The organism is Acidobacteriota bacterium, from assembly GCA_016700075.1.
GTDB lineage: Bacteria > Acidobacteriota > Blastocatellia > Pyrinomonadales > Pyrinomonadaceae > OLB17.
In genome coordinates this window covers 3,067,026-3,079,989 of the sequence record CP065000.1, presented here as the reverse complement: position 1 = coordinate 3,079,989, position 12,964 = coordinate 3,067,026, and the positions used below count along the sequence as shown (strand labels likewise).

General features: G+C 52.4%; 13 protein-coding genes. 6 read left to right on the top strand and 7 right to left on the bottom strand.

Features of this window, described 5'->3' with window-relative positions:
- Positions 1-216 precede the first annotated feature (216 nt).
- A complete protein-coding gene (locus IPM50_13950; protein ID QQS32742.1) occupies positions 217-1,938 on the bottom strand; it encodes a DUF885 family protein in 1,722 nt (573 codons plus the stop codon).
- 413 nt (positions 1,939-2,351) lie between these two features.
- Between IPM50_13950 and IPM50_13945 the strand changes: the two genes are divergently transcribed.
- The 4 genes from IPM50_13945 to IPM50_13930 all read left to right on the top strand — a co-directional run bounded on the left by IPM50_13945 (position 2,352) and on the right by IPM50_13930 (position 5,957).
- Positions 2,352-2,909, top strand: coding sequence for a transposase (locus IPM50_13945; protein ID QQS32741.1), 558 nt, complete (start codon positions 2,352-2,354; stop codon positions 2,907-2,909).
- A 791-nt stretch (positions 2,910-3,700) separates the two neighbouring features.
- Positions 3,701-4,147, top strand: coding sequence for a hypothetical protein (locus IPM50_13940; protein QQS32740.1), 447 nt, complete (start codon positions 3,701-3,703; stop codon positions 4,145-4,147).
- A complete protein-coding gene (locus IPM50_13935; protein QQS32739.1) occupies positions 4,144-5,091 on the top strand; it encodes a hypothetical protein in 948 nt (315 codons plus the stop codon). The genes IPM50_13940 and IPM50_13935 overlap by 4 nt, the downstream gene beginning before the upstream one ends.
- Before the next feature lie 512 nt (positions 5,092-5,603).
- On the top strand, positions 5,604-5,957 hold the full coding sequence (locus IPM50_13930; GenBank protein ID QQS32738.1) for a helix-turn-helix transcriptional regulator: 354 nt from the start codon (positions 5,604-5,606) through the stop codon (positions 5,955-5,957).
- Between the two features lie 6 nt (positions 5,958-5,963).
- Here IPM50_13930 and IPM50_13925 read toward each other — a convergent pair whose 3' ends face one another.
- Positions 5,964-6,206, bottom strand: coding sequence for a type II toxin-antitoxin system MqsA family antitoxin (locus tag IPM50_13925; protein ID QQS32737.1), 243 nt, complete (start codon positions 6,204-6,206; stop codon positions 5,964-5,966).
- A gap of 47 nt (positions 6,207-6,253) precedes the next feature.
- Between IPM50_13925 and IPM50_13920 the strand changes: the two genes are divergently transcribed.
- A complete protein-coding gene (locus IPM50_13920) occupies positions 6,254-6,445 on the top strand; it encodes a hypothetical protein (protein ID QQS32736.1) in 192 nt (63 codons plus the stop codon).
- 49 nt (positions 6,446-6,494) lie between these two features.
- Here the strand turns inward: IPM50_13920 and IPM50_13915 are convergent, their stop codons facing one another.
- Together IPM50_13915 and IPM50_13910 are read right to left on the bottom strand one after the other, a co-directional pair.
- Positions 6,495-7,670 (bottom strand): phosphopentomutase, encoded by a 1,176-nt coding sequence (locus IPM50_13915; protein QQS32735.1) that lies wholly within the window; start codon positions 7,668-7,670, stop codon positions 6,495-6,497.
- A 190-nt stretch (positions 7,671-7,860) separates the two neighbouring features.
- The gene (locus tag IPM50_13910; GenBank protein ID QQS32734.1) at positions 7,861-8,937 is read right to left on the bottom strand and encodes a VWA domain-containing protein; all 1,077 of its coding nucleotides are present in this window, start codon (positions 8,935-8,937) and stop codon (positions 7,861-7,863) included.
- Between the two features lie 239 nt (positions 8,938-9,176).
- Between IPM50_13910 and IPM50_13905 the strand changes: the two genes are divergently transcribed.
- A complete protein-coding gene (locus tag IPM50_13905; protein ID QQS32733.1) occupies positions 9,177-10,826 on the top strand; it encodes a lamin tail domain-containing protein in 1,650 nt (549 codons plus the stop codon).
- Between the two features lie 68 nt (positions 10,827-10,894).
- On the opposite strand, the gene trxA is transcribed toward IPM50_13905, so the two are convergent.
- From trxA to IPM50_13890, 3 genes are all read right to left on the bottom strand, one after another.
- Complete coding sequence (gene trxA, locus IPM50_13900; protein QQS32732.1) at positions 10,895-11,221, bottom strand: thioredoxin; 327 nt, start codon at positions 11,219-11,221, stop codon at positions 10,895-10,897.
- 76 nt (positions 11,222-11,297) lie between these two features.
- A complete protein-coding gene (locus tag IPM50_13895) occupies positions 11,298-11,936 on the bottom strand; it encodes an NAD(P)-binding domain-containing protein (GenBank protein QQS32731.1) in 639 nt (212 codons plus the stop codon).
- Complete coding sequence (locus tag IPM50_13890) at positions 11,933-12,961, bottom strand: NAD(P)-dependent alcohol dehydrogenase (GenBank protein ID QQS32730.1); 1,029 nt, start codon at positions 12,959-12,961, stop codon at positions 11,933-11,935. The genes IPM50_13895 and IPM50_13890 overlap by 4 nt, the downstream gene beginning before the upstream one ends.
- Positions 12,962-12,964: the final 3 nt, after the last annotated feature.

Genomic DNA, 12,964 nt, shown 5'->3' with positions numbered 1-12,964 from the left:
GCTGCCGAAATTTATAATTCATATTGAGTTTGTAAACGTAGGCGAGGCGAAAAAGGTTCTCAGATCGCCGTTGCATTTTTGAATTGCCGTTGGCTTCAGCCAACGGTACAGTCATCGACAACATCTCGGGCTTTTGCCCAACAAACCGTCGGCCAAAGCCGGCGTCGATCTGGTCCATTCAACCGTTGCGTAAAGGCAACGGCAATAAGACACCCTCTAATCCACCTTGTAATACCGCCAGTTCGTCTTGAACTCGCGGCTGAGCGGCTGCTTTGTAAGGATCGCCCGCACCATCTCAACAGGTATCGAGCCTTCTTTCAAGATCGCGTCGTGGAACTGCTTGTCGGTCATCTTCTTAGTGCCAACGAGGTCTTTGTGCAGTTGATAGAACTGCAGTCCGCCCATCATGTACGCCATCTGATACAGCGGCCCGTAATCGCCGCTGAACGACCGCCGCACCTCAGCGAGAGCGTTGTCGCGTTCGTGGCCGACCTTGTTGACGAGTAGGTCCACGCACTCCTGCGGCGTCCATTTGCCGAGGTGAAAATTCAGCGAAAATATGATGCGAGCCGCACGGTGCGACCGCCAAAACATCGCCCCGATCTTGTCCTCCGGCGTTTTCACAAAGCCGCGGTCCCACAACAGAAACTCCCAATACAACGCCCAGCCTTCGCCCCAGAACGGCGTGCGAAACGGCGAACGATACGTCCTGTAACGGCGGTTCATGAACTGCTGCATATGATGCCCCGGAATTAGCTCGTGATGCGTGACCGCTCGTGCAAAATGTGGATTGTTGCCGCGGAGCGACATCATTTTCTGCTCGTGCGTCATCGTGTCGGTCGGATACGCGACAAGGATCGTCTCGCCGCCGAGGAAGAACGGCGCAACCAATTGCCGCTCGGGCGACATCATCTCCATCCGCCAGGTTTCTTCCATCTCACGCGGCACGGTCACGAGGTCGTTCTTTTTGACGTATTCGATCGCCTCGCGAGCCTGATCGCGGATCATCGCGGGCTGTTTGCCCGGCTCGACGTATTTCCGCTTGACGGCCTCGATGGCCTGCATATAGTCGTCGCCAAAGCCCATCTCACGCGACGCCTTTTTAAGTTCCGCAACGCACCATTCGAACTCGCGGTTCGCGATCTCGACGAGTTCCTCAGGCGAGTACGGGATCATCTCGAACTCAAGCTCGCGAATGAGCGCTTCCCTGCCGATCGGGTCGCCAATGATCGTCGTCTTGTCATCCGCCGCCACCCCAACGAGCCGCGTCGTGACGTAGTTCGTGTATTTCAGCAACGCGTCATCTGCCGCCTCGTAAGGCTTTTTGTTCCACCAAGAGAACTTCGGGTCGTAGCCGTTGTGAAAGTTGTACCAACCCCGCAACGTCGCCCGTAAGCCCTGCAGCGTCCGCACCGCACGATACGCGACCGTCTGTTTGGGCTTCTGATATCTGCCGTCCTCAAAAGCCCGCTGCGTGTCCTTGATCTTCTCCGCCAGAGCGTCAAGCGTCGCCGCCGTCTGCTCTGCATCGATCGTCTCCAGCCGCCGCCGAGCGTCCTCGAGGTCGCTGATGACCTGCGCAAATTGCACGATCTGCAGCATCTCCGTGAACTGCTCGAGGTTGCGGTCAAGCTCCGCCAGCTCACGTCTCAAATGATTCTGAAACAACAGATAGTCAACCTGTTCGTGGTGCTCAAGCCTTGCGAAATCCATCCGCTGCAATTCCGCCAAACGGTCGTTGTACAGCCGCCGAAACCGCTCTCGCCTCGCCCCGGACGTCTCCGCCGTGTACCAACGCCCAAACGCCCCGCGGTCCTGATCGTAATTCTCTATCACCTGCCGCAGCCGCGACGGCGTCTCGCCCGTTTGAGCAAACATCGATTGAACAACGAACGACGCGAAGACAAAAATGACGATGACTCTGTTAATGATTTTCATGATGTGGATCCGAAATTGAGTTGCCGATTTATTTGAGATTGTAAATTGTCAATTGATCGATTGTAAATTGGAGATACCGATCTCCGGTTCCCGCCAAAACATCTCGCGGCTATGCCGCAGCACTCGACTCGATGGAGTTGCCAAAGTTGAAATCGCCCATATTTTGATACATTCTTGAACGACGATGGCAAAGTCCATGCGGCTCTGCCGCTCTATTTGCGGAAAAGCTCTGCCTTTCCGATTGAGGGCTAAATCTCCCCCGCGGCTCTGCCGCTCTATTTTCGGAAAAGTTCTACTTTTCCGATTGATGTATAAATCTCCCACGCGGCTCTGCCGCTCTATTTGCGGAAAAGCTCTGCTTTTCCGATCGGAGCCCAACCTCACTAAGCGGCTATGCCGCCGATCTGTTTCAGATGAGCGAAAAATTTCAAATATCGAGGGACACTCCGGCTTATTATCTGACGTCTGTTACGCACAACAGGATCCCGATCTTCCAAACCAACAAGATAAAAGAGATCGTTGCAAAAGCATTCGACGAAGCACGAAGGTCGGCGGGAATACGGATCTTTGCATTTGTGGTAATGCCCGACCATACGCACGTGTTGACAGATAATGCTCGTGAAATTAAAGATGTGCTGCGTTATTTGAACGGGATCTCAGCGAAACGGATCATTGATCACCTAAAAGAGAACGGATTTGAAAGCTCTCTGCAAAAACTCCGCATCCAAGAACGAGAGAGCAAACATAAACATTCAGTTTATGAACACCACCCAAATGCCATCCGGATCACCGGCGAAGATGCCTTCTTGCAGAAAGTGAATTACATTCACCTGAATCCGGTCCGAGCGGGATTGGTCGAGCATCCTGACGACTATCTTTATTCAAGCTCAAGACAATGGCATCGACGCGAGATCGAGAACGAGCCGTTGCTAACCGATCATCGCGATATTTCGTGGCGATCAGCGGCATAGCCGCGAGAATTGGGGGCAAATATGACGGAAAAGCAGAGCTTTTCCGAGGTCTGCCCAAACTCGATCTAGCGGCTCTGCCGGCGATCCATGCGGCTATGCCAAAGTCCACGCGGCTCTGCCGATTTCCATGCGGCTCTGCCGCCCTATTTGCGGAAAAGTTCTACTTTTCCGAACCGTCATACCATAATATTGCGGCTCTGCCGCCGCATTCGGAGGCATAGCCTCGAATCCAATTAATGATCACGCCGGTGAAGTAGAACTTCACCGCAAATAGAGCGGCACAGCCGCACAAACACCATCACCAACTGACGATCACCGGCCGACACCCGCACCAACCGCCGCCTCCCACCTGCGTTTTACACCATGAATTGCCGCTAGCCTCAGCCACCGAACAACCCATCAAACCCCAACCGGGCCTTAGCCCCAGATCACCGTAGGCCGCCAAAAAGTATCTTGACAGCCACAAAAAAGCGCGTATTATCCATTTATCACCGGTTTTCCACGAAAATCACCAAAGTTTTAGAGGTTCGCCGGCTCTTTTTTTGGAGGTTCGTTGAGTTTTATGAATGTTATCGCTCTTCGTCATCACGGGGCCGGAATCACCGAGGCCACCACCACCCGAAACTCCACCACCCACGTCGAAGAACCACCCAAAAACCACACCAGGACCAAACTAAGGCTTATTTTCTGTGGTGAGTAAGTTTTGGTTTGGAACTCGAAGGCAAACAAGTTGCATTCCATCTGAAAACAGAATGCAAACTCGTCAGTGGTCATAATCCCTAAGAATCCTTATGCCCTTACCCAATTTCAGACAGGACGGTTGGTTGCCTGATGGTCACCACTCTGCAACGTGGCAAGAAATCGAAGAGACGTTTGCTGGCATTCCCGATTCCCCGAGGCGGCGGGTGTACGACCGCCTGATACTGTGGCGTGACAGTGCCCGTCAAGTTGGTTTGTCAGGGAAACTGGTACTAAACGGGAGTTTTATCTCAAATAAACCTGATCCTAGCGACTTTGACACGCTTTTTGTCTATGATGAAGAATGTGAAGATATTTTAGCGAATGATCCCGCAGCAAAGCATCTAATTGATCATGCAGCTTGTAAGGCGGCTGGTTATGATTTATTCGTGTTTGCTAAGCAAAATACAATTGTCTTTCCATCTTTTGCAAGTTTGGAGTTGTTTGATCGAGACAAGAAGACTGGAATAACGAAAGGTGTTTTGGAGGTAAACATATGATTACCAACTCAGTTCAACTTGATGCTTCTCAAAAACAGTTGGGGCTGCTCCGAGACATGCTCGACGCAATGCGCGAGCAAACCGCTAAGCGCAATCCAAGTCTTTTCCATTCAGTTTCTCAAGGATATTTGACAAAAATCAAAGAACTCGAGGACGACATTATTAGCTATCTTCGAGAACGCCCCGTTGACGCGCCCCTAAGAGTTAAAGTACAAGGTCCCGGAATCCGATATGGAATCATAAAAGCGAATCTAGCTTCAAAGCTTATTTCAGGATTTCAGTCCGCGGTTTATGCTCTTGGTGCAAGTGCCTTTAGGGAAAATCCTGACGGAGAGGAGATGGCACTTCCGAGAGGATTCAGGTCTGATCTTAGTTTGGATTTGGTTGCAACCGCTCCTGGTAGTTTCATTCTCGCTATGGATCTACGTTCAGAAAAGCGTCCTCTACTTCCTCGTCTTGACCCTGCAGGTATCGCTATTGAAAAGCTTATTAATCATGTAAATGAGATTCGTGATTCGCCAGATGCTTTTAGCGGTGATCGGGAAGCTTTGCGCGGTTTAAAAAAGATGTCTGAATTGATCCGACCAGGAATTGAATCGATAACTGTGGATTTTAATCTGGCAGACATACATGTGGAAACATCTTTTAATCCCACCGTAAGAGATCGAATCAATCTTCTATTGGGAGCCCCTAAAGAAGGTGAGAAGACGATAATCGGTCAACTAATTGCAATAGACATAGAAACCAAAGTTTGTGTTGTTCATCCAGAGAATCAGCCCCGGGTAGATTGCACCTATGAAGAGAACATTGAAAGCGACTTGATTGCAGCCCTTCGCAAACAAATTGAGATGGCAGGTCAGTTTGTTCCCCTTGAGTGGCCAAGGGGTCACTTTAAAATAACCGTTATCGAACGGTTTAGGGTAATTGAGAATGACGATGATTAATTGATCAAAACGTTTGGTGGGCCATGAGTTAGCGGTGCGCGATACAGGAATGATATTTTTCGGCCTGAATTCGAGCGAGAAATCTTGTTAGGAAAGCATCGGCGGTGTGGAATGGTGGGAGCAAGGACGGCGAGGGCATGGTGCTTGAGTAGAACGCGCCGAGGGTTGCCGATGCCATCAAGAAAATTCTGCTCTATAAGCTGAAAGATGCCCGCGATCTCCTGGCAAGGCTTCGGAACATTCATTAGCGGCCGATCGAATTTCCCTTGGCTTCACCAAGTAGATAAAAAGACAAACTAGAATATTTATCCGGCTCTGTGGTTGTATGTTCTGCGGGTCGGGTTTTATGTTTTTAGTAGATGGTGGTATGTTTCTTACAGTTAGTAGCACATAATGCACTGTTGATTGTATATTATTAACACTTTGTCGCATCTTATTAATATCTAGTGGTATATTGTTAACATCTAGTGGTATGTTATTGACTATTGGTTTTATATTACGGATGGTTGGTTATGCTAAAGGTTGATCTGGGGCGTATTTTTGGGGTTCGGGGCGTGAAGAATCCGTTCAAAGAGCTTCGTAAGTTGGGGATATCGCACAGTACGGCGTGGAATCTTTTGAATGGACGCGTGCGGTCGATCAGTTATCGGCATATGGAGTTGATATGTGAGCGGCTGAATTGCACGCCAAACGACCTGTATGCTTGGAAGCCCGACCGCGACGGCGTTGACGTCGAGCGGCATCCTCTCAAAGGGCTGATGCGTGACGAAAACGCCGCCGATATCGGCAATATTTTGCACGAGGTCCCGCTAGATAAGCTAAACGAGGCCCGCGAAATGCTTGCGAGCCTCAAAAATGGCGAGTAGATCGGTCTAAGCGAACAACGCGACGGGTACTGAACGCGGTGACGCGTATGTTGTTCGATCCTGTTTTATCTTTTCGATCTCTCGAAGCGTCGTGGCGGTGAGATAGCTTTCGCCACAATGAGGGCAGGACACGACAGGGACATTCTCGATCACCAATAGATCAACACCGGAACCATAGCTTCGAGCTACATGTATCACTCTCGCTCCCTGCTCTCCGCACATGTCACAATTTACTTGTTCAATTTCCATAGCTTTCCACCTTACGAAAGACCGTAACTATAATAAGTTTGCCTGTAATGCTGATCTTTGTCACGACAATTATTTCGTCGTCGTCGATCGTCCTGCCGGCGATCAAGTATTTTGATTCACGCGTTCCTTCTTCTCATTGGCGTTCGAAGACTTCTCCGTTCAACAAGGCATGTTCGACATCAAAGATCGAGAGATCGTCATTGCTCATCTCCTCCTCACCGTGGATCGTCATGACATAGTCTAACGACCGCACCAGGTTTCGGATCTTATCTCTAATGTCTTCAAACACTAGCTCACCTCATTCAAAAAACTCACACCGTCTTCTATTTTGAGGCCGAAGTTCTCTGCGATGGTCTGGCCGATGTCGGAAAGCGATTGACGCGTGCCTAAATTGACGCCGGCGCGTGCGTTTTTGCCGAAAACGAGCAGCGGGACGTATTCACGCGTGTGGTCAGAGCCGGGATAGGCGGGGTCATTGCCGTGATCGGCGGTCATTACGAGCAGGTCGTCGTCGTTTAGAGCGTCAATTATCTCCGTCAGGCGTCCGTCGAAATGCTCAAGGGCTTTCGCGTAGCCCTCAACGTCGCGTCGATGGCCGTAAAGCATATCAAAATCGACCAGATTGCTAAATATAAGTCCCGTCGTGTCAGCATTTAACGCATTTATCGTCTGATCGATCGTCTGATCGTTGTTCTTTGCGGTCAATTCCTCGGTCACGCCCATATTGTCGTAGATCGAGGCGATCTTTCCGATACAAACGACGTCCAAACCCGCGTCCTTCAACACCGGAAGCAAGTTCCCCGCCGGCGGAGGCACCGCATAATCGTGCCTATTTTCGGTCCGTTTGAACGTATCCGCCGTCTCGCCGACAAATGGCCTCGCGATCACGCGTGCGACCTCGTCCGGCCCGTGCAAAATGTTCCTCGCGATCTCGCACATCTCGTAAAGGCGTTCCAAAGGCACGACCTCTTCGTGTGCGGCGATCTGAAACACGCTGTCAGCCGATGTATAAACGATCGGTTTGCCGGTCGCGACGTGCTCTTCGCCGAGCTCTTTTATAATTTCGGTGCCGCTCGCGGGAATATTGCCGAGAATGCCCGGCACATTCGCCTCGCGGACGAATTCATCAATGATCCGCGGCGGAAAACCGTCGGGAAACTTGGGAAAACCTTGCTTCAGGATGATCCCGGCCATCTCCCAATGGCCCGTAGTCGTGTCTTTGCCGTCGGATTTGAGCGTGCATTTGCCATAACTGCCCGTCGGATCGGATGTAGGTTCGACATGCGCGAGAGGAGCGATGTTCCCCAGGCCCAAAGCCTGTAAATTTGGCACATTTACAACTCGCGACGCGAACACGCTGCCGAGCGTGTTCGACCCGGCGTCGCCCCACGCGGCCGCATCCGGCATCTCGCCGATCCCTGCGGAATCAAGTACAACCAAACAAATTCTTCGAAACCTGCTCATACTAAGATGTTAAAGGGAAAACGCGGAAAAGTGAAAAGTTAAGAAGGTGTGAAAGTGAACGATTGAAAAGGTGAAAAAGCGGCAACTCCCATTTTACGCGTCGACCGCTGTTTAATGTGCGTCATCGCCAATGCGACCAGACCGTTCATCGCGGATCCGCACTTTTCCACCTTTTCACTCTTTAACTTTTTCAGTTCCTCGGTGCGCTGTAGCCTTCGCGGGCCTTAATAGTAGCTCCGGCGGGCATGCCTTTCAGTTCGACGGTGATCTTTCGGAAAGTGCCGTCCTTTTTGTCGTTCGAAGGATAATACCCGAGTGAAAATGTCGTGCCGATTACGTCCGCCACCTTTTTGAAAGCCATACGCGCATCGGCAATATCAGCAAGCTCCATCACCATTCCGCCCGACGCCTTTGCGAGCTGATCCATTTCGCGGTCGGCAACCTCGTAAAGGCGCTTGCTGACGGCGAGGCGTTCAAAATCGCCAAGCTGGCAAAACGATGTCGCACGCTCGGTCCGCTGACTGTTTTGAATGGTGCGGTAGTAGCGGCGGATCTGGGCACCGGAAAATCTTGTCGCGGTCTGGCAATCGCCCAACAGATTCTCTTCAAAGAAATCACGCGTGTCGGCTTTGATAAAGAATACGGTAATTCCGTGTTCGAGCAGCTTTTCCTTTGCAAGCTCGAAATCAGTACCGCTGGCTGAATCAACGCCGTCGGTCAACGCAACAACCGCACGCCGTCCTCTGCGTTCTGTTCCGTCAGGGACGTTGAAAACCTCATCAGCGATCTGGATCAGCGAATCATAATACGGCGTCGAATTGCTGGTCGAAACCCTGTCGATCGCTGCACGAAGCCTCGCTCGATCAGAGGTCAGGCCCGACAGCACCACACTCGCCGAACGCACCTCCGAGATATCGCGAATGGAATTATATGCGATCAGTGCGACCTTGTCGCCGGGACGCAGCGAATCAATGAATGCATGAGCGGCACGCCGGATCAAAGGCAGTTCGCCGCGGGCCGAGCCGGAAGTGTCGAGCAGCAATGCGATCTCGAACGGCGTCTGTGCGGCAAAAAATTCAGCGATCTCCTGCTTTTTCCCGTCCTCGTAAAGGACGAAGTTCTCGCGCTTCAGGCCTGAGACAATCCCGCCGTTCCGGTCATAAACGGCGACCGGTACTTCGATCAGGTTGGTCTCGACGCGGATGGTTTCGCCGTCGTCGGGCGGCCTGACCTGTGAAAGGACAACGGCAGCAAATAGTGCCGTCATCAGTAAAAGGCCAAAACTTCTGAGCCCATAGATCATCACGCTTTTATATTGTTGAAATTGTAACAGATAATTGAGGCTTTCGCCGACAAAAAATCCGCGTACCGGCTAGCATTTTCAATTATTTATGCTATGATTCTGCCAAGTCTTAATTGAACCGCCAACTATATTTGCGGTTGCCGCCGGGAGATGCGGCGACAAACCGATAAGGCTATTTTCTTTGCACGGCTCGAGGAGTTTATATGAAAGCGAGATCTATATTCGGCAGTCTTTTTGCTGCTGCGGCAGTTTTTGCAGTATGCGCGGCAGTTCCTTCCATGGTTTCAGCACAGGAAGCGAAACGCGTGAAATTTGACATCACGAGGCCCGACGCGGCCATGGTCAGCACAACCATCACTATTAGCCAGGTATATGGCGGCGGCGGCGGTGCGACCGGCGTCTACAATAATGACTACGTCGAATTGCGGAACATCTCGGCAACGGCTCAGTCATTAAACGGCCTTTCGCTTTATTACGGTTCCGCGACCGGGCAATTTGCAAGCACTGCAACAAATGCGTTCGCATTGCCGAATGTTACGCTGCAGCCGGGACAATATTTTCTGGTGCAGACCGGAGGTGCAGGAGCAGGCGGCGTTCCGGTCCCGAATCCCGACGCGACCACGACGAATCTTTCAATGTCGGGAGCCAGCGGCAAGGTAGCTCTCGTAGTCGCGGCGAACTTCCCGATAAACACATGCGGAGCCACTGCGACGCCGTGTCCGCTTCCGGACCCGAACATCATTGATCTCATCTCCTACGGTGCCGCGAACAACGCTGAGGGCGGTGTAACAGCTAACAACGGTGTGGCTCTGGCAGCTACGCAAGGCGTGATCAGGAAACTCGGCGGCTGCCGCGACACGGACAATAACAACAACGACACGTATATCGTTACGGGCCCCATCCCCAAGAATACTGCTTCGGGCTACACACGCTGTGGACAGGCTCAGAAGCCAAATGTTGATTTCAACGCAGACGGACTTACCGACTTTGCTCTGGTAAGGCCGGGGCCCGGCGGACTCGGCGGACAGTTGACGTTCTACAATCGGACCAACGAGACATTCATCGATACCGTTCAGTCATGGGGTCTGAACAGCGATTTCGTTACACCGGGCGATTTTGACGGCGACGGCAAAGCTGATCACACGGTTTGGCGTCAGGCGGCGGGTCGCAACTCCGGTTTCTATATTCTAAGAAGCACGGATGCGACGGCTCAGTTCATCCCCTTCGGCCAGGCGGGCGACGATCCTTTCATCGTTCGCGACTATGACGGCGACGGCAAATCGGACCCTGCTATATATCGTCAAGGTTCAAGTCCTACCGACCCGAGCACGTTCTGGTATTTCTCGAGCCTGAATCAGGTGCAGACCGCAGTTTCGTGGGGCCTCGGCAGCGACAGTGCTGTTCCCGGAGACTATGACGGCGACGGAAAGGCTGATTTCGGCGTGATCCGCGACATCGGTGCCGGACAGATGGTATTTATCGCTCTGCTTTCCGGTTCCGGGACTGCCCAATATGTCTCTTGGGGATTAGCAACGGATAATTTCGTCCCCGGCGACTACGACGGTGACGGCATTACCGACCTGGCGGTAACACGCAACAATGGCGGCAACATCCTATGGATCATCCGGCCGAGTTCCGGTGAGCCGGTCATTTGGTCCAATTGGGGCGTCTTTGGAACTGATTACGAAGTTCAGGGCGATTATGACGGCGACGGACGTACGGATATCGGCATTTGGAGGCCGAGCACGACACCGAACGCTTCGGCGTTCTACTTCCTCAGATCGACGGGCGGCTTCGGCTTCAAGGATTGGGGTACATCCGAAGATATCCCGACCGGCTACGACGTACACTGATACGGCGTCAGAAACAAGAAAAGGCAGGGCCGATAAAGCCCTGCCTTTTTTATTTTCGCTGCTCCGCCTTATGCGTACTTTTCGACGAGCTTCGAGAGGCCGTCGAGGCTGACCATGCCAACAACTCGTTCCTGTTCCTGGCCGCCTTTGAACAGTATGAGCGTCGGGATCGCCCGAACGCCGAAATTGTTCGGCGTGACGGGATTCTCATCGACGTTCATTTTGTAAACGTCTGCCTTGCCCTGATACTTTTCGGCCAACTCCTCAAGGGTCGGGGCGATCATGCGGCAAGGACCGCACCATTCTGCCCAAAAATCCACCAGGACCGGCTTGTCCGAATTCAGGACATCTGCCTGAAAGTTATTCTCGTTTGCCTCTTTTGTAAAATGTGCCATTTTTTCTCCTAAAAATTTAACTGTCTTAATAAAATAAACGAAATCTCGCGCAAAATTTCAAATCACGGCGTCGCCGCTATCGCCGCAGCAGCTTGAACGCCTGGCTCCAACTTCCCTCTTTCAACGCGTAATTGACCCACAGCATCGCGAGTGCTTCTAAGTAGAAGGACTGCTCGATACCGCCTACGTCAACGACGTCCCAACCAAATTCCGATATCAGATCAGCCACTGCTGATTTCGCAGTTTCACTGTTCCCCGCTATGAAATGTGTGGCCGCCTGCCCGTCAAACATAGGATCTGTCATCACGGCAATGCCGATGGTATTGAATGCTTTGACGACATCAGAATCGGGCAATGCCCGCTGAATCCGCTCGCCCAGCGATCCGCCGACCTCGGCAGTGAACTTCGGCGGCATCCCTCCGGAAAAATCCATCGGATTCGTAAGATCAACAACGGTCTTACCCGATAAACTGCCGCCGCCCGCCATGCCGATCGCATCGAATACCACATCGTTGCGGACGGAGAGGAAAATGATCTCGCCGAAAGCCGCAGCCTCGGCGAAAGTGCCGACATGGGCATTCTTGCCTGCCTCTTCGGACCATGCCGCGAGTTTGCTGATGTCCCGCGAACTCAGCATTACCTCATGCCCACGCTCCGCATATGCTTTTCCAAGCACCTGCGAGACCGGCCCAGAACCTATAAATCCTAATTTCACTGCAGCCCTCCTTTGCTGTAGTCAATGACGATCTTTCCGAAATGGCTTCCCTGTTTCATATGGTTCAGTGCGGCCGCGACTTCGTCGATCGAAAACACCGAATCAACGATGGGATCCAACTGATTGACGGCGGCCGCCTGTACCATTTCTTCAAACATCCTTCGGTTGCCGACGTAAATTCCCTGAACCCGCACTGCTTTCATGAAAACCGATGTAGGGTTGAACGATGCGGCACCGGTCAACGCACCTATCATCGCGATATGTCCGCCAAAACGGGTCGCGTTGATCGACCGCGGCAGCGTGTTAGCACCGCCGACCTCAACAACGTGGTCAGCACCGCGGCCCGCTGTGAACTCAAGTACCGCTTTGTCCCAGTCCTCGCTTTCACGATAGTTTATTGTCTCGTCGGCCCCCACCGCACTTAGCCTTGCGAGCTTTTGATCGCTGCTTGACGTCGCGATAACCCTGGCTCCCGCCAATTTCGCAAACTGCAGAGCGAAGATCGAAACACCTCCGGTCCCGAGCGTAACTACAGTATCGCCGGGTTTGATGCCGCCGGAAACTACCAATGCATTCCACGCCGTCAATGCAGCACACGGAAGCGTTGCAGCCTTGCCGTAATCCAGAAATGATGGGATCGCTACAAGTCCGTTCTCGTTAAAAACCGCATATTCGCGCAGCGTACCGTCCCAAGGACTGCCGGCACCGAGCGACGACCTGCGTATTTCCGCATTTGGGTCGCCGTCCATCCAAAGCTGAGCGAAGATCGGCATCACGCGGTCGCCCGTCTGCCATTTGGACACTTTTTCCCCGACCGATACGACCTCGCCGGCACCGTCCGAAAACGGAATCGCGGGAAGTTTCATCCGAGGGTTATAAGTTCCCTCAACGACCATAAGGTCTCGAAAATTCAGCGACGTGGCGTGGAGCTTGACGACGACCTCGCCCGCACCGGGCACAGGATCGGGCTGCTCCGTCTTTCGGAGGCCGTCGATCCCGAATTTCTGTAATTCGTAAGCCCACATAGT